Origin of the sequence: Mycolicibacterium sphagni (assembly GCF_002250655.1) — a bacterium.
Classification (GTDB): Bacteria; Actinomycetota; Actinomycetes; order Mycobacteriales; family Mycobacteriaceae; genus Mycobacterium; species Mycobacterium sphagni.
In genome coordinates this window covers 147,695-165,292 of record NZ_NOZR01000001.1, presented here as the reverse complement: position 1 = coordinate 165,292, position 17,598 = coordinate 147,695, and the positions used below count along the sequence as shown (strand labels likewise).

General features: G+C 67.3%; 11 protein-coding genes and 1 pseudogene. 6 read left to right on the top strand and 6 right to left on the bottom strand.

Features of this window, described 5'->3' with window-relative positions:
- Nucleotides 1–34 precede the first annotated feature (34 nt).
- The 5 genes and pseudogenes from hemE (at nucleotide 35) to CG716_RS00785 (ending at nucleotide 7,936) form a co-directional block, all read left to right on the top strand.
- Complete coding sequence (gene hemE, locus CG716_RS00805; protein WP_094475929.1) at nucleotides 35–1,084, top strand: uroporphyrinogen decarboxylase; 1,050 nt, start codon at nucleotides 35–37, stop codon at nucleotides 1,082–1,084.
- Nucleotides 1,081–2,329 (top strand): annotated as a pseudogene (locus tag CG716_RS00800) (FAD-dependent oxidoreductase). The gene hemE and the pseudogene CG716_RS00800 overlap by 4 nt, the downstream one beginning before the upstream one ends.
- Nucleotides 2,330–2,375: 46 nt before the next feature.
- Nucleotides 2,376–3,080, top strand: coding sequence for a hydrogen peroxide-dependent heme synthase (hemQ, locus tag CG716_RS00795; protein WP_094475927.1), 705 nt, complete (start codon nucleotides 2,376–2,378; stop codon nucleotides 3,078–3,080).
- 160 nt (nucleotides 3,081–3,240) lie between these two features.
- Nucleotides 3,241–5,598, top strand: coding sequence for a putative bifunctional diguanylate cyclase/phosphodiesterase (locus CG716_RS00790; RefSeq protein ID WP_094475467.1), 2,358 nt, complete (start codon nucleotides 3,241–3,243; stop codon nucleotides 5,596–5,598).
- Between the two features lie 19 nt (nucleotides 5,599–5,617).
- Nucleotides 5,618–7,936 (top strand): putative bifunctional diguanylate cyclase/phosphodiesterase, encoded by a 2,319-nt coding sequence (locus CG716_RS00785; RefSeq protein ID WP_234817649.1) that lies wholly within the window; start codon nucleotides 5,618–5,620, stop codon nucleotides 7,934–7,936.
- A gap of 8 nt (nucleotides 7,937–7,944) precedes the next feature.
- Here the strand turns inward: CG716_RS00785 and msrB are convergent, their stop codons facing one another.
- Genes msrB through CG716_RS00765 form a run of 4 tightly spaced genes read right to left on the bottom strand, consistent with a single transcriptional unit; the run spans nucleotide 7,945 to nucleotide 12,076 of the window.
- Nucleotides 7,945–8,364: a peptide-methionine (R)-S-oxide reductase MsrB gene (gene msrB / locus CG716_RS00780; protein WP_094475466.1), complete on the bottom strand. Its 420-nt coding sequence runs from the start codon at nucleotides 8,362–8,364 to the stop codon at nucleotides 7,945–7,947.
- Nucleotides 8,361–9,653: an arabinofuranan 3-O-arabinosyltransferase gene (gene aftC, locus CG716_RS00775; RefSeq protein WP_094475465.1), complete on the bottom strand. Its 1,293-nt coding sequence runs from the start codon at nucleotides 9,651–9,653 to the stop codon at nucleotides 8,361–8,363. Before aftC ends, msrB begins: the two co-directional genes overlap by 4 nt.
- A 20-nt stretch (nucleotides 9,654–9,673) precedes the next feature.
- Entirely contained in the window at nucleotides 9,674–11,248 is a 1,575-nt protein-coding gene (locus CG716_RS00770) for an alpha/beta hydrolase (RefSeq protein WP_094475923.1), read from the bottom strand.
- 36 nt (nucleotides 11,249–11,284) lie between these two features.
- The gene (locus tag CG716_RS00765; protein WP_094475464.1) at nucleotides 11,285–12,076 is read right to left on the bottom strand and encodes a pyrimidine reductase family protein; all 792 of its coding nucleotides are present in this window, start codon (nucleotides 12,074–12,076) and stop codon (nucleotides 11,285–11,287) included.
- A 35-nt stretch (nucleotides 12,077–12,111) separates the two neighbouring features.
- Between CG716_RS00765 and zapE the strand changes: the two genes are divergently transcribed.
- Nucleotides 12,112–13,128: a cell division protein ZapE gene (gene zapE / locus CG716_RS00760; protein ID WP_094475463.1), complete on the top strand. Its 1,017-nt coding sequence runs from the start codon at nucleotides 12,112–12,114 to the stop codon at nucleotides 13,126–13,128.
- A gap of 7 nt (nucleotides 13,129–13,135) precedes the next feature.
- On the opposite strand, the gene CG716_RS00755 is transcribed toward zapE, so the two are convergent.
- Nucleotides 13,136–13,444 carry an STAS domain-containing protein gene (locus CG716_RS00755; RefSeq protein WP_094475462.1) on the bottom strand — a complete coding sequence of 103 codons (309 nt, stop codon included), beginning with the start codon at nucleotides 13,442–13,444 and terminating at the stop codon, nucleotides 13,136–13,138.
- A complete protein-coding gene (locus CG716_RS00750; RefSeq protein WP_094475461.1) occupies nucleotides 13,441–17,550 on the bottom strand; it encodes a SpoIIE family protein phosphatase in 4,110 nt (1,369 codons plus the stop codon). Before CG716_RS00750 ends, CG716_RS00755 begins: the two co-directional genes overlap by 4 nt.
- Between the last annotated feature and the right edge of the window lie 48 nt (nucleotides 17,551–17,598).

The window sequence follows — 17,598 nt, the reverse complement described above, 5'->3', positions numbered from 1 at the left end:
TCTCGGCTCGCCTGCCCGTGGCAGCATGGACGCGATGAGCACCCGTCGCCAGCTGCCCGAGGCGCCCTACCTGGCCGCCGCCACTGGCCGCAAACCCAGCCGCGTACCGGTCTGGTTCATGCGCCAGGCCGGCCGGTCGCTGCCCGAGTACCGCGAACTGCGGGCCAAGAACACCATGATGCAGGCCTGCTTCGACCCGGAACTGGTCTGCGAGATCACCCTGCAGCCGGTACGACGGCACCGGGTCGACGCGGCGATCCTGTTCTCCGACATCGTCGTCCCGCTCCGCGGCGCGGGCATCGAGCTCGACATCGTCCCCGACGTGGGCCCGGTGATCGACCACCCGGTGCGCACCGCCGCCGATGTCGACGCGATGAAAGGCCTTGAGCTGCAGCGGGTCAGCGCGATCTCCGACGCGATCGGGCTGCTGGTGGGCGAGCTCGGCGACGTGCCGCTGATCGGTTTCGCCGGCGCCCCCTTCACATTGGCCTCCTACCTGATCGAGGGCGGCCCCAGCAAGCTGCACGAGCGGACCAAGGCGATGATGCTGGCCGACCCGTCGACCTGGCACGCGCTGATGGGGTTGCTGACCGACGTGACGATCGCCTTCCTCAAGGTGCAGCTCGACGCCGGGGTGGACGCCATCCAGGTATTCGACTCCTGGGCGGGCACGCTGTCGCTGGCTGACTACCGCACCCACGTGCTGCCGCACAGCGCGCGGGTGTTCGCCGCGCTGGCGGACTACCGGGTGCCGATGACCCACTTCGGTGTCGGCACCGCCGAACTGCTCGGCGCCATGGGTGATGCGGGAGCCACCGTGGTCGGCGTCGACTGGCGTACCTCGCTGCCCGACGCGGCATTGCGCGTCGGCCCGAAGATCGCGCTGCAGGGCAACCTGGACCCGGTGGTGCTGCTGGCCGGGTGGCCGGCGGTCGAGCAGGCGGCCCGCTCAGTGGTCGACGACGGCCGGCTGGCGGTCGACGCGGGGGCAGCCGGGCACATCTTCAATCTGGGCCATGGCGTGCTGCCTGGCACCGATCCGGGCGTGCTGACAGATCTGGTCGGCCTCGTGCACTCGCTGTGACTACACGGTATTGCATTGTCGGGGGCGGCATTTCGGGTCTGGTTGCGGCCTACCGGTTGCGCGTGCTGGCCGGTGATGACGCCGACATCACACTGTTCGACCCTGCTGACCGGCTCGGCGGGATCCTGCGCACCGAGCGGCTGGGCGGCCAGTGGATGGACATCGGCGCCGAAGCCTTCGTGGTGCGCCGCCCCGAGGTGCCCGCACTGCTGACCGAACTCGGCCTGGCCGGCCGGCAGGTCAGCACCACCGGCGTGCGGCCCACGATCTACAGCCAGGGCCGCATCCACCCGCTGCCCGCCGACACCGTCAACGGCATTCCGACCTCGGCTGCGTCGGTGACCGGTTTGGTCGACGACGCGACCATTGCGCAGATGGCCGCCGAACCCAACCGCCCGCTGCACTGGCGCCCCGGCGCCGACCCGGCCGTCGGCGACGTCGTCGCCGACCGGTTCGGCGCCCAGGTCGTCGCGCGCTCGGTGGACCCGATGCTGTCCGGCGTCTACGCCGGCTCGGCGGCCACCATCGGCATCCGCTCCGCGGCGCCGACGCTGGCCGCCGCCCGGCGTCGGTGAGGCTGGCGGCTCCCGGCTGCGCTGGATACAGACATCCGTCCAGCACATCGAACCCGATGAGAAGGGCTGGAGCCTGCGCGACGACGACGGGCAGCACTGGTCCGCCGATGCGGTGATCGTGGCTGTCCCGGCGCCACGGCTGGCGCCGCTGCTGACCGGGATCGCGCCGGCCGCCGCCGCGGCGGCCGCCGCGATCCCCGTCGCCTCGGCGGCGGTGCTGGCGCTGGCGGTGCCTGGCGGTGCCCCGCTGCCGCAGCAGTCGGGTGTGCTGGTGGCCAGCGGAGAACGCTTGCACGCCAAGGCGATTACGCTTTCGACCCGTAAGTGGGGGGTGCGAGGCAACGCGGAGTTGTTGCGGCTGTCGTTCGGCCGGTTCGGCGATCAAGTAGCACGCGCCACCTCCGATGCCGACTTGCTTGCCTGGGCGCTCGGCGACCTGCAGGCAGTGTTCGGGTTCGCGGTGGACCCGGTCGACGTGCTGGTGCACCGCTGGCTGGATGCGATGCCGCAGTACGGTCCCGGTTATCGCGAGCTGACTGCCGGATTGCGGGAGGATCTACCGGCCACCCTGGCGATCGCAGGCAACTATCTGGACGGCATCGGGGTGCCTGCCTGCGTGGGGGTGGCCGGCCGGGCCGCGCAACGCGTGGCCGAGGCCACGCGTCGATAAGCACCACGCACCGATAGCCGACGTCCCGCGTGGCACGATGGGTGCCATGGCCAAACTGGACTACGACGAGCTCAACGCCACGATCCGCTACGTGATGTTCTCGGTGTTCGCCGCCGAACCGGGGGAGCTGGGCTACGACGAAGAGTCCCGCGCCGCCGTCATCGACGAGACCGCCACGTTCCTCAAGCAGCAGGAGGAGAACGGCGTCGTGGTGCGCGGTCTCTACGACGTCGCCGGGCTGCGTGCCGACGCCGATTTCATGATCTGGACCCACGCCGAGCACATCGAGACGCTCCAGGCCACCTATAGCGACTTCCGGCGCACCACGACCCTGGGGCGGGCTGTCTCGCCGGTGTGGAGTGCCGTCGCGCTGCATCGGCCGGCCGAGTTCAACAAGAGCCACGTCCCGGCGTTCCTGGCCGGCGAGGAGCCGGGCAACTACGTCTGCGTCTACCCCTTCGTGCGTTCGCTGGATTGGTATCTGTTGCCCGACGACGAGCGCCGCAAGATGCTCGCCGACCACGGCATGGCCGCCCGCAGCTACAAGGACGTCCGGGCCAACACCGTGCCCGCGTTCGCCCTCGGTGACTACGAGTGGATCCTGGCATTCGAGGCCCCTGAGCTGTACCGCATCGTCGACCTGATGCGTGATCTGCGGGCCACCGAAGCGCGCCGCCACGTGCGTGAGGAGATCCCGTTCTTCACCGGGCCGCGAATCGGCGTCGAGGAGCTGGTCGCCAAGCTGCCCTAGCGGCGCGACGATGCAGGTAAACACAGTCGAGTAAACGAAAGTTCGCTACGATCGCTCTGCTAGATGTTCTGCGTGGCCGAGATGATCGGGGGCCCGAGTGACTGGGCTTAGGGCGACGCGGACAAAGGCACTGGTCGTTGGTCTGGCCGTCTGCGCGCTGATGACAGGCTGGCTCCTGGTGCTCGGCGGGTTGTCGAGCGCGTCGCTCTTTTCCCTGGTCACCAACACCGACAACGTCATGATCGAGCTGTCGCTGGTGGCGCTCGTCGCCGCGGTCTGGACGGCCCGGTCCTGCCGCGGGCGGGTGCGCCTGGCCTGGATCACGCTGGCGGTCGGGCTCGGCTCCTTCAGCGTGGGAGCCATGCTCTGGCGCTACTACAAGCTCGTCGGCGTCAAGCACCCTTACCCGTCGGTAGCCGACGCTGCGTATCTGGTGCTGCCGATCGCCACCGCGGTCGCGTTGTTGTTGCTCTCCTCCGGGCACAGCCGCACGTCGCGGACTCGGCTGATCCTCGACGGGCTGATCGTGGCCGGGTCGTTCACCATCGTCGGCTGGGTCGCCGTGCTCGACGAGCTGTGGAATTCGGTGCCCGTCGACCGCCTCCAGATGGCTGTCTCGGCCAGCTATCCCGTATTGGATGCGGCTGTCCTCACCATCGGCGTACTGGTGGTGGCCCGTGCTCAGCGCGGTCAGCGCCTGACGCTGATCTTGCTCACGTTGGCCATGTCGGGTATCGCGATCTCGGACGGCGGCTTCGTCTACCTGACGGCAACGTACCAGCCCACGAGCGGGCAGGTCCTCGACATCGGCTGGCTACTGGGCCTGGCGCTCTTCGTCGCCGCGGCTATCACCGGGCGCGGCTTTGCGCATCGTGAAGCTGTGGCGGCTCAGTCGGTTTCGTTTACGTCGGTATGGCTGCCCTTCGTCCCTTTGATGTTCGCGAGCGTTGCGGTGTTCACCGAGTCGCCCGAGGATCTGAAGGCCGGACCGATACCGGTGATCGGGATTGTGCTGTTGCTCGCCTTCGGCGCGCGCCAGGTGTTGGTGATGGGAGAAAACCGCATGCTCCTGGCGGCGGTGGCTGAGCAGGCGTTGCGTGATCCGCTGACCGGTGTCGGCAACCGGATCGTCTTCCGGGATCACCTCAACCACGCCATGCAGATGCGCGAACGTGACGCACTCTCAGTCGGTGTCCTGGTCATGGACCTCGACGATTTCAAGGTGGTCAACGACACCCTCGGTCACCCGGTCGGTGACGAACTGCTGAGCCTGGTTGCCGAGCGGATTGACGGGTGCGTGCGAGCCGGCGACACGGTGGCGCGGCTGGGCGGTGATGAATTCGCCGTCCTCATCGAGGGCCGGGTGGACAACTCGCAATTGGTCGCACACCGGGTGGTGGAGGCTTTCGAAGAGCCGTTCATCGTCGATGGCCAGGAACTGCTGATCCGGCCCAGCGTCGGGCTCGCGGTGGCCGAAGCCGACGAGCCTGACCTCACGGCCGAGGACCTGCTGAAACGGGCCGACATCGCGATGTATTCGGCGAAGCGTTCCCGCACCGGCGGTGTACATCTCTTCAACGCCGAGATGCTGCTGGCCGAAGTGCCCGACCGTGAGCCGTTCGCCAGCGGGCCGCTGCCCGTGAGCCGCAGCGGCGCGAGCACGATTCAGTTGTTGGGGGAGCTGCGGCACGCGATCGACCAGTTCGAGCTCACCTTGGTGTATCAGCCGAAGTTCGACCTGAGGACTGCGGCAATCGTCGGGGTCGAGGCGCTGGTGCGCTGGCCACACCCGACGCGGGGTCTGCTGGCCCCTGACGAGTTTCTCCCACTGGTCCGCCGGTACGGGCTGATGGGCTCGATCACCGACCTGGTGGTCAACACCGCACTGGACGACGTGCTGCGCTGGCGCACAGCGGGGCTCGAGGTTCCCATCGCGGTGAACATGTTCGCGCCATCGATGGCCGATCTGCGGTTGCCGGGCAAGTTCGCCAAGTCGCTGGCCGACCGAAGTCTCAGTCCGTCGCAGCTGACCGTCGAGATCACCGAGGACCTGTTCCTGGACAACATGGATCGCACGAAAACTGTGCTGAATCAGTTGCAGGAGTATGGGATTCGCATCGCCATCGACGATTTCGGCAGCGGATACTCGGCGCTGTCGTACATGCGCGACCTCACTGTCGACGAGGTGAAGTTGGATCGCCACTTCATCGCGCCGATTCCCGCCGACCAGCGGGCGGCCGCCGTGGTGCGCGCTGTGGTCAACCTGGCCGACGAACTGGGCCTGACCACCGTCGCCGAAGGCATCGAAACCGCAGCAACGGCCGACTGGCTTCGCCGGCACGGCTGCCACGTCGGGCAGGGCTACTATTTCAGTCCGCCGCTGCCGTCTGACAAGCTGGTCGAGGTCTTGCAGAAATGCGAAAGCGACGGGACCTGCCAGACTTTGGGCTGTGCCGTCCGCGAGGGCTCGTGTCGCTGGGCCGAAAGCGACGTCCCTCAGATCGAGCTCATGCGATAACCCCGGGGAGGGGGCGACGGTGCCCACGTTGCCGAAGACTTCGCACGCCGCTCTCGGGGCGGCCGCGGTCTTCGTCGCGATCGTCGTCTGGATGGTGGCCGCCTGGTCACTCAGCCCGACGGTGTCCGTCGTCAACGACCTGATCTTCATCGCGCTGACGATCCCGGGCATCGTCTTCGCCGCCCTGGCTTCCCGGACGCTGAGCGGGCGCCGACGGATGGTGTGGGTGTCGATAGCCATCGGATTAGCGGGCTGGGGAATCGGCCAAGTCATCTCGACGTATTACGAGGTTGCGCTGCATCACGTTCCGTTCCCCTCAGTGGCCGATGCCGGATTTCTGTTGCTGCCGGTGGGCGCCTGCGCGGCCCTGTTGTTCTTCCCGGTTGACCGCAGCCAGTCCCGCACCCGGCTTTTCCTTGACGGGATCATCGTCGCGGGATCGCTCTTCCTGGCGAGCTGGGTGACCATCCTGGAGCCGCTGTGGGTGTCCGGTGGTCCCCGTCGGCTGGCGTTCGTGATCTCGATGATCTACCCGCTAGCCGACATCCTGGTCCTGACGATCGCGGCGGTGGTGCTGGTCAGCGCGAGTGCCGGCCATCGGTTGTCGCTCATGCTGCTGACCGCGGGGGCGGCATGTTTTGCTCTGTCGGACAGCGGATTTGCATATCTGGACGCCACCGACGCGTACGGCTCCGGGAACATCACCGACATCGGGTGGGCGGCGGGTTTACTACTCATCAGCGTCGCCGCTGTCGCCGCACGGGACGGCCAGGACGACGAGCGCGACTCGCTTGCCCTGCCCGGCTGGACCTCGGTGTGGATGCCCTACGCCCCGCTGCTGTTCGCGGGCATCGTCGCGGCCGCGCAGCCGGTGCCACTGCTGAAGACGCCACCCGTTCTGCTCGTCACGGGCCTTCTGGTGGTGGCCGTTCTGGCTCGGCAGTTCGTGGCAGTCAGAGAGAACAGGCGGCTGGTGGCTACCGTTGCCGACCAGGCGATGCACGACCCGTTGACCGGACTGGCCAATCGCGCGCTGTTCAACGAACGCCTCGAACATGCCATGCAATTGCATGAGCGCGAAGCTCTTTCGCTGGCCGTCGTGTCCATCGACCTCAACGATTTCAAGCTCGTCAACGACAACCTCGGCCACCTGGTCGGCGACGACCTGCTGGTCGGCGTGGCTCGCCGACTGCGCGACTGCGCTCGCAAGGGTGACACGGTGGCTCGGCTCGGTGGCGACGAGTTCTCGATCCTGGTCGTCGGCGGCGCCGCGATGGCAGAACGGGTGGGTGGCCGGATCGTGGCGGTTTTCGAGGAGCCGTTCCAACTCAGCGGGCACGAGCTGCTGATGCGACCCAGCATCGGGCTGGCCATGGCCGATTCCGACAACCCGGACCTTGCCGCCGAAGAGCTACTGCGGCGCGCCGATGCCGCGATGTATTCCGCCAAGCGGGCCCGGTTTCGCGGAGTGCAGATCTACAACCCGGATATGCACTTGGCAGACGAGCAGCACTTCGATGCCCCCGCACCCACGCCTGACGGCGGAGGTGCCGCGGCGGTCCACCTGCTGGGCAGGCTTCGGCAGGCTGTTGACAACGCTGAACTGACGCTCGTCTACCAACCGAAGTTCGATCTACGCACCGCGGAGATGGTCGGCGCGGAAGGGCTATTGCGCTGGCCTCAGCTCGACGGGAGTGTGCTGGGACCCGAAGAGTTCCTGCCGCTCGTTCGTCGGCACGGTCTGATGGGATTGGTGACTGAGTTGGTGATCACCAGAGCCCTGGACGATGCGCTGGCCTGGCGCCAGGCCGGCGTCGACGTGCCGGTTGCGGTGAATCTGTTCGCCCCGTCGATGGCCAACTCCGGGCTGCCGGCAACTCTCGTTAAAGCGCTGGCTGATCGCGGTTTGCGCCCGGAATCGTTGGTGGTCGAGATCACCGAAGACCTGTTCCTGGGCCGCTTGGAGCAGACACGCATGGTGCTGGAGCAATTGCGGCACAACGGGATTCGGGTCGCCATTGACGACTTCGGCAGTGGTTATTCGGCGTTGTCGTATCTGCGCGACCTGCCGATCGACGAGGTGAAGCTCGACCGCAACTTCATTGCGTCGATTCTGGTCGACGCGCGGGCGGCGGCCGTCGTGCGGGCTGTGGTCGAACTCGCGCACGTGCTGGACCTGACGGTCGTGGTGGAGGGTGTCGAGGACGCCGCGACCGCGAAGTTGGTGCGCGAGTTGGGCTGCGACGTGGGGCAGGGCTTCTACTACGGACAGCCGGTTTCGCCTGAGGAGTTGCTGCGCTTGGCCCAGCGGCCGGCTTCCGGTACGACCGCCCAGTAGGTGTCGGACTACGACTCGGACGGCACCAGCTTCAGCGAAATCGAGTTGATGCAGTAGCGCTGGTCGGTCGGCGTCGGGTAGCCCTCACCGCTGAACACGTGCCCGAGGTGGCTGTGGCAGTTCGCGCACAGCACCTCGACCCGGTGCATGCCCAGGGTGTCGTCCGGCCGCAGGATCACCGCATCGGAGTGCGACGGGTCGAAAAACGACGGCCAGCCGCAGTGCGACTCGAATTTCTCTGAGCTGCGGAACAATTCGGTGCCGCAGGCTCGGCAGGTGTAGACACCTTCGGTCTTGGTGTCGGTGTATTCGCCGGTGAAGGGACGCTCGGTGCCGGCCTCGCGCAGAACCGCGTATTCGGCCGGGTTCAGTCGCTTACGCCATTCGTCGTTGGTCAGTTCGAGCTTGGGGGCTGGGATCGAACTCATGCGTTCACGTTACCGGGACGGGGTGCCCGCATCCACGGCGGATCGATGCCGTCGGCCAGCCGGCCCTCGGATTTTGCGTCGGAATAGCGGTAGTACAGCACACAGAACACCACGACCAGCATCAGTGACCAGCCGTAGGTGATCTTCATGTACTCCAGGAATCGCCCGGTGGTCGGCCAGCGCCACATCAGCCAGCGGTCCATCGTCAAGAATCCGTAGGTGGCCAGCCAGGCCGGCCAGTTGCGCACCACCGAGTTCGGCAGCACCACTGTCATCAGGAAGGGGAACAGCATCATCGAGTAGTAGCCCTGGGCCAGCGACAGCACCAGCCACGACGCGATGAGGAGGACGCCCGAGGAGGTCAGCATCCAGAACAACGGGTCGCGGTCCTTGTAGTGGCGGTACAGCAGCCACAGGCTGGCCACCGCCAGCGCCAGGAACACCACCCGCAGGAGCAGGATCAGCCACATCGGCAGCCCGTAGTAGACACCGTTGCCCAGCACCGAGCTGTTGAAGTAGTCGCGGGTGGAGAAGATGTAGGGCAGCGTGCGTTCGACGAAGTTCATCGGGTCGGGCACCAGCGGCCAGGCCGCCGCATTGAAGACCACCGGCACGACGATGGCGGCCACCACGGTGCGCCACTGCTTGTTGAGCAGCGGCAGCAGGAGCAAGACGCCGAGCACCGGTTTGACCACCAAGGACAGCCCGATCACCACGCCGGCCCACCATTGGTGGCTGATCTTGCCGTCGAGCAGCCAGCGGAAGAACAGCACCTCGCACAGCAGGATGCAGCCGTTGATGTTGGTGAACACCAGTGTGTTGGTGACCGATTCGGTGCAGAACATCGCCAGCAGCAGCGCCGGCAGGGCCACCGAGCTCAACGGGAGTTTGAACAACCGCACCAGCAGGCAGGCGGAAAGGATTATGGCCGCTGTGTTGAAGAACACGAACCAGTTGTGCGAGGCGAACACCGGCAGATAGCCGAACGGCGCCATCAGCAGGGTGCCGCCCGGCGGATACAGGTAGTGCGGGTCGACGTAGTCGAAGTGCTCGTTGTAAATGTCGAGGCCGCGACGGAAGTTGGACACCGCACGGTAGACGGGCCCGAAGTCGTCGGTGATGTAACCGTTGGAGCTCAGCACGTAGCTGCGGTGAATGATCGACATGATTGCGATGGGCCACAACACCGAACGCAGGACCGCCGCCGTCGTCGGAGGACTAGTCCGCGGTCGGAATGCGTTGACGAGGCCGGATCGGAGTTCAGCTACCGCCACGTCCGCACCGTACACCGGCAGGACCGGTCAGAGGCTCAGGCGGGGCAGTAGGTGTCGGTGGGCGGCATGTCGCCGCTATCGAGATAACTCGTCATCGGTGGCAAGGCGCATGCCGTGTAGATGCTTGCCCCGTGTCCGATGCCCTGCCACATCACCCGTTTGCTCGCGGCGCCGGCGTTGATGATGGTGGCCGCCGACGCGGGCACGCCCTGATTGCCGACGATCGGGTCGTTCTGCACCCCGAGCAGCAGCACGTTGACCTTCAGGTCCTTGGGCTCTTTGGGGGCCTGGCCGCTGGGCCAGTTCAGGCACTTCACCAGGTTCAGGGCGCCGACGGCGCCGAACTGCGGATAGAGCTTGCCCCACTGGACGACGAGTTCGCGCACCCGGTCTGGGGTGGGACGGTTCAGGGCGTCGCTGCAGCCGTTGACGAACTGGCCGTCACTGTCGCGCGTCGACTGGGTGCGGTTGATCAAACTGTTCAGCTGGTTGGCATCGCCGCCGCGTGCCGCCGCCAGCGTGTTGGCCAGGCTGACCGTGGTGCCGATGCGGTCTCCGTTGGGGAAGCCCATCGCGGTGACGATCGCGTTGGCCAGCACGGCGACTGACACGCCACCCGGACCGCGACCGGCACGGGCGGCGGTCAGCAGCGCGTCGACGGCGCCCTTGGGGTCGGGCCCGAGCGCGCAGTTGACCGCGATGCATTGGGTGGCGAACGCATCCAGAGCGGCTTGCTGGCCTTTGACCTGTTCCTCTGCCGCCGCTTCGGCGTCGACGCCGGGCGGGACGGGGGAGTCCAGCACCAGGCGGGCCACCTTGTCAGGGTGGGATCCGGCGTAGGCGAGCGCGATCTGCGCGCCGTTGCCGACGCCGATCAGCGCCAGGGCGGGCACGTCCCAGGTGCTGCGCAGCCGCTCGAGATCCTCGGCGGCTCGGGCGTTGTCGTAGGCCGAGTCGCCGGGGGCGATGGTGTCGGTGCAGCTCGTCGTCGCCGTCATGGTGATGGTGCCAAGGTTGGCCACCGGGTCGTCGCCCGACTCGAACTGTGCCTGGTCGCGCATCTCCTGGCGGTCGAACGCGTCGCGGCAGTCCACCGGGCTGGACATGCCGAGGCCGCGGCGGTCCACCGAGACGATCGGATGGGTCTTGAGCACGTCGGCACCTGACAGGGACAGCCACACCGGCAGCTGCATCGACGACGGGATGTCGGAGCCGGTCGTGAATACCAGCGGGCCGGCGTCGGGCGGGGTATCCACCGACCGGGCACGCACCGTGCCGATGCTGATGGTGCCGGCCGCACCGGCGATGGGGTCCAGGTCGGCGTCGTAGTTGGCGCATTCCAGGATCACGCCGGGAGCAGCCGGGACGCCGGCGTCACCGAAGACCTTCGAGGTGCAGTCTTTCCAACCCAACTCGTTCTTGGGCACCGCGATCGCCGGTGGGCCGCCGGCCGGCCTGGTGGACGTGGGGGCCGACGGGTTGTGCGCCTTATCGCTGGCGAACTGGGGATTTGCGGCCAGCCACGGGGCACATCCGGTCAGCAAAGCAGTCAACGCCGCGGTGCCGAGGCTGACTACGGCCTGGGAGGCCCAGACTCGACGATCGCGCATGCCCACCACAGTAGCGACACCGCCACCCGGAGTTGCTCAGCCGACGCGCGTATAGCGTCCAAAGAGATAGCCGTCGGCATCGGACAACAGGTGTGCTCGCCGCATCCCGGTGAGCACGTGACCGGTGCCGGTGGCGATCCTCGGCGAGGCACCGCCGACCAGCTTCGGCGCGGTGGTCAGGCAGAGCTCGTCGAGCAGGCCGTGTTCGATGAATGTGCCCGTCAGGGTCGGCCCGCCTTCGCAGAGGACCCGCAGCAGCCCGCGGCCGGCGAGCGCGGCCAGCATGGCGGGCGGGTCCACTTCGGAGGGGTCGGCCGCCGAGCAGGCGATCACGTCGGCCGCGCCACCCAGCCGGGAGCGGGTGTCGGCGACGGCGTTGTCGCACGTGAGTACCAGCGGCGCCACTTCGGTACGGGTCAGCACCGGCAGGTCGTGGTCGACGTGCCCGGAGCGGGTCACCAGCGCAATGGGTGGGACCTCGCTCTGGCCGCGTCGCTGCCGTTCGGCGCGCTCCGCGAGGGTCATCTGCGCGCCTGAGTAGTTCTCGGCGCGTGCGGTGCCGGCACCGACGACGATGACGTCGGCGAGCTCGCGCAGCACCCGGAAGAGCCGCCGGTCCCCGGGTCCGCCCAGCCCGCCGGACGTTCCGTCGGTCGCGGCGCCACCGTCGAGGCTGGTGATGGCATTGCCCCGGACCAGGCAGCGGCTCAGCTCGGCCGGGTAGGCGTACAGCTGGGCGAGGTGATCGTCATCCACGGAACTGCCGGTGCTGCCATCGCCCAGCAGTGTGAAGTGCGTCCCATCCGGGTCGTTCGTGCTTGCGGGCATACGCACGATTGCAACACGTCGATACAGTTCGTGTCATGGACCGCCTCGTCGACCGGCATCCGACGGCGTCCCCGGAGCGGCTCGTGGCTCAACTCGTACCGCCGCCCACGTTCGCCGGCGTCAGCTTCGACACCTACCGGCCTGACCCCGCCGAACCTACCCAGGCCGCCGCCGTGGACGCCTGCCGGGCGTTCTGCGCCGAGGCGCTGCGCCGGCGGGCAGGGAAGAAGAAACTGTTCGGCAAGCGGGAAACTCTGCCCGGGGTCGGCATCTACCTCGACGGCGGCTTCGGTGTCGGCAAGACGCACTTGCTGGCATCCTCCTACCGGGAGCTGCCCGAATCGGCCGAACATCCCAGGGCGTTCGCGACATTCGGTGAGTTGACCCAGCTGGCCGGAGTCTTCGGTTTCGTCGAGTGCATCGATCTGCTGGCCGACTACGTGGTGGTGTGCATCGACGAGTTCGAGCTCGACGACCCTGGCAACACCACCCTGATTTCGCGGCTGCTGTCCCAGCTCGTCGAGCGGGGGGTGTCGATCGCCGCGACGTCGAACACGCTGCCCGAGCAGCTCGGTGAGGGGCGCTTCGCCGCACAGGACTTCCTACGTGAAATCAACACCCTGGCAAGCATTTTCACCACAGTGCGGATCGAAGGCCCGGATTATCGCCATCGTGGTTTGCCGCCGGCGCCCGAGCCGCTGACCGACGGTGAGGTGAGCGCACGGGCTGCGGAGATGCCTGGCGCCACCCTCGACGACTTCGACGCGTTGTGCGCGCATCTGGCGACGATGCATCCGTCGCGTTATCTCACCCTGATCGAGGGGGTGAGGACGGTGTTCATCACCGGTGTGCACCCGATCGACGACCAGAACGTGGCGCTGCGGCTGGTCGCACTGACTGACCGGCTCTACGACGCGGGCATTCCGGTGGTTGCCTCCGGCGCCAAGCTGGACACCATCTTCTCCGAGGAGATGCTGGCCGGCGGCTATCGCAAGAAGTATCTGCGGGCGACGTCGCGGCTGCTGGCGCTGACCAGCCCAGGCGGGCTGTAGGCCCATCTCAGAGGTCCGTTGCGGGCCAAATCTTTGCGAGCTCGGTCAGGCCGCTGACCATGAGCACGCGCATCAACACCGGGTTGGCAATGATCTGCAGTGATTCGGCATGGGGGGCAAGGGCGTTGATCGCCGCGCTGTCCAGATAGTCCACCGCGCTGAGGTCGACGGTGATGACGTCGGTGCTGTCGGCGACACCCGCATTGAGTGCTTCGGCGAAGTCGGCCACGTTGCTGGCGTCGATCTCCCCGGTGGCCAGGAGTACGACCTGGCCGTCGGCTTTCCGTTCGGTGCGGACTGTCAGTGGTGTGCTCATCGGCGGATCCTGGTCGTCAGGTGGACGACGGTGCCGGTGGTGTCGTTGAGGATCGAGACATCCTCCATCAACGCCTGCATGATCTGGATGCCTTTGCCGCGATGGGTATATCCGGTTTGCTTGGGTTTCCACGAGCCGGTGTCGATGATCGTCAGCCGCAGCTGGTCGACCTCGGAGATGGCCTGCAGAGTGATGGTGCCGCCGTCGCCGTGGCGATAGCCGTGCTCGATGGAATTGGTGACGGCTTCGCCGGCGGCGACGAGCACGTCCTGCGCCTGTTCGTGGTCGATGCCGGCGGAGTTCAGCCACTCCCGCAACGCGGCTCGCGCCGGAGCCAGGTGGAGCGGGTCGGCGGGAATGGTCACCTCGAGCGGGGCGGGATGCCGATAGATCAGCAGCGCGACATCGTCCTGGTACCCACCCGGAGGCGCCAGGCCTTGCATGATCTGGTCGGCCAGCGGGTCCAGGTCTAGCGCGCTGTCGTCGCGAATGAGGTTGACCGCCCGGTCGATTCCGTCGTCGAGCGAACGGCGTCTGCGCTCGACGAGGCCGTCGGTGTAGAGCAGCAGGGTCGCCTGCGCCGGTACTGTCACCTGGGCCTGGGGACGCTCACGGTCCGGCCGGATGCCCAGTGCGATGGAGTGGCCGTCGTCGAGCAGGCGGGGGGTGCCGTCGGCGTAAACCAGGATCGCCGGTGGATGTCCGGCACTGGAATAGATCAGTTCGCCGGTGTCGGGATCCAGGATCGCGCAGAACGCGGTGGTGGACTGTGCGCCGGGCAGCCGTGCGGCGAACCGGTCGAGGCCTTCCAATGTCGCTGCAGGACTGGCTCTTTCGAGCAGGAGTGCACGACAGGCGCTGCGCAGCTGGCCCATGACGGTGGCCGCGGTGAGGTCGTGGCCGACGCAGTCGCCGACGACGAGCGCGATGCGGCCGTCGTCGAGGGCGATGACGTCATACCAGTCGCCGCCCACCTGTAGCGGATGCGACGCGGGTTGATAACGCACCGCGAAGCCGGCGGGCAGGTGTGCCGGACCAAGGATCGAGTGTTGAAGTGCCAGAGCCGTTTCCCGCTGCTGATCAACCTGGTGGACCCGCTGCAGGCCCTGTCCGAGGCGGCCGGCGAGCACTGTCAGCAAGGTCTGGTCGTCGTTCGTGAATGGCCGTTCTTCGGGCAGGTCGATCCAGAGCACGAGGGTGCCGCGCGGGTGTTGCAGTGCAATACCCGCCGAACCTGTGATGGTGACATCGGCGGTCAGCAGGCCACCGCTGTTGCCCAGCGCTGTGATCTGATCACGGACCGCGTCGGGCAGAGCGGCCCACTGCTCTTCGTCGGTGTCGCCGAGGAGCTCGGGGGTGTCGCCGTTGGTGAAGATCGCGGCCAGCACCGTGCGAGCCGACCACTGCTCACGCACCTGCTCGACTGCACCGCGAAGCGCATCCACAACGCTATCTGCTTGTGCAAGTTGCTGATTCAGGGCAGCCAGAGCAATCTGGAGTTGGCCGCTGTAGTGCTCGGCGGTGACGTCTCGGAACGTCCCGACCATCATGCTGCGGCCGGTCTCGGGGTCCTCGGCGTGGGCGATGTTCGCGGTGATCCACACCCGGTGGCCATCGCGATGGTTCACCGGAACGGTGTAGCTGCCGTGCGGTTGCTCGGGAATGCTGAGGAAGGCGTCGACGATCTGTTGGTGAGCCTCGGGCTGGGTCTCAGGGTCGGGCCACCACGGGTGTTCGGGCGCGTAGGGCAGGTCTTCGGGGCCGAAGCCGAGGATCTCGGTGAACGCGTTGTTGATCTCGATGACTGCGCCGACGTCATCGCAGACGAAGAACGCCTCCTGCAGGGACTCGACCAGTGCTGCGCGCCACCGGGTGTGATGGGTGCGCAACCGGGCCAGTTCGATATTGGCCCGCACGCGTGCCAGAAGGTCGGCCGCGGCGAAAGGCTTGACCAGATAGTCGTCGGCTCCGGCCCGCAGCCCCTCGCTGGATGCCTCCTGGCCGGCTCGGGCCGACAGCAGCAGCACAGGAACGCCAACGGTGCGGGTGTCGGTTCGGAGGGCGGCCACCAGCCCCAGGCCGTCCAACCGCGGCATCATCACATCGCTGACCACCAGGTCGGGCAGGTCCGCCCGGATCCGGACCAGCGCCTGCTGGCCGTCGGACACGGAGTCGACCCGGTAGCCGGCGCCGCGCAGCAGCCGGACCAGATATTCGCGCATGTCGGCGTTGTCATCGGCGACCAGCACCCGGCGCGGCGCAGTGGCCGACGCCGGAGGCTCCGGCAGCTCGGCCGTATCGTCGGTGCTGCTGTGGGGCAACCAGCGCAAGGCCTCCTGAACGAAGGGTTCGGCGATACCGGATGATGCCTGGCCTGCCTCCGGCGCGGTGATCGCATCGGCAGGGAGGTGGCCGGCGCCGATCGGCAGCCGGATGGTGAAGGTGGTGCCCGCACCCTCGACACTGTCGGCGGAGATCATGCCGCCGTGCAGACCGACGAGCTCCTTCACCAGCGCCAGCCCGATGCCGCTGCCCTCGGTGGAGCGGGCTCGCGCATTCTCGATCCGATGGAACCGCTCGAACAGCCTGGGCATCTCGCTGGCAGGCACACCGATTCCGGTGTCGGCCACGGTCACCACCGCGTCGTCGCCGTCGCGGGCCACCCGCACCGTGATGGTGCCGTCGAAGGTGTACTTCAGCGCGTTGGACAGCAGATTGAGGACTACCTTCTCCCACATGTCGTGGTCCAGGTACACGGGCTCGTCCACCGTCTGGCAGTCCACGACCAACTGGAGCCCCGCGCGATCGATGGCTGAACGGAACACGCTGGCCAGCTCGGCCGTGACCGCCGCGAGGTCCACCGGCTCGTACTGGGCCTGCATGCGGTTCGCCTCGATCCTGGAGAAGTCCAGCAGCGTGTTCACCAACTTGGCCAGGCGCAAACCGTTGCGCTCGATGACGTCCAGTTCCTTCTGCGCGTGCTCGTCGAGTCCGAACTCGCGGGTGCGCAGCTCGGCCACCGGTCCCAGGATCAGGGTGATCGGCGTACGGAACTCATGGCTGATGTTCGAGAAGAAGGTCGTCTTGGCGCGGTCGAGCTCGGCGAGCTCCTCGACCCGGCGCTGTTGTTCGCCGTAACTGCGGGCACTGGAGATGCCGGTCGCGATGTGGCCCGCGACCAGATTGATGAATCCGCGGTAGTCGTCGTCGAGCGGGCGGTAGCGATTCAGACCGGCGACCAGGAAGCCGGTGGGCGCCGCCCCTTGTGCCAGAAGCGGTGTGACCAGCGCTCGTTGGGGCGGCTGCTGCCATTCGCCGGTCGGCAGGTCGATGAACGGTTCGCCGTCGAGGTCCACTACCACCGGTTGGCCGTGGGCCGGTCCGTCGACAGGCCACACGTTCGCGCTGTGCGCGGACAGCGTGGCCGGGGCGGCCGGGTGACCGGCGGCGATCCCGGTGGCTCCGGCCAGGCGCGCGCTGCCGTCGTCGTTGAACAAGTAGGTCAGCGTGAACGGCAGGTCAAACCCGTTGCGGTGGAGCTGGTGGGCCGCAAAAGCCAGCATTTCCCGCTCGGTGCGCACCACCGACGGATCGGAGCCGAGGAGACGCAGCGTGGCCATCCGCCGCTCGCCGATCACCCGATCGGTCTCCTCGGTGACCACGCAGAGCATGCCGACGACGTCTCCGGCTTCATCGCGTAACGGGCTGTAGGAGAAGGTGTGGTACGTCTCCTCCGGGTAGCCCGACCGCTCGAGGAACAGCAGCAGGCCTTCATCCCAGGTGGCCTCGGCCGAGGCCAGTACATGGTCGATGCGGGGGCCGATGTCATCCCAGATCTCGGCCCAGACTTCGCGCGCGGGCCGGCCCAGCGCCCACGGATACTTGCGGCCCAGGGTGTCGCGCCGGTAGGCGTCGTTGCAGAAGAACGTCAGGTCGGGTCCCCATGCCATCCACATCGGGAAGCGGGAGGACAACAGGATGCTGACGGCGGTCCGCAGGCTCTGCGGCCACTCGGACGAAACGCCAAGGGGAGTTGCCGACCAATCCAAAAGCGACAAATCGCGACCGACGTGATCGTCGGGCCCGGAGGCGGAGCCAACGTCCAACCAAGTGTCCTTTCGCGGCTAGATCCGGCCTGTTCGGTCCGCCAACGT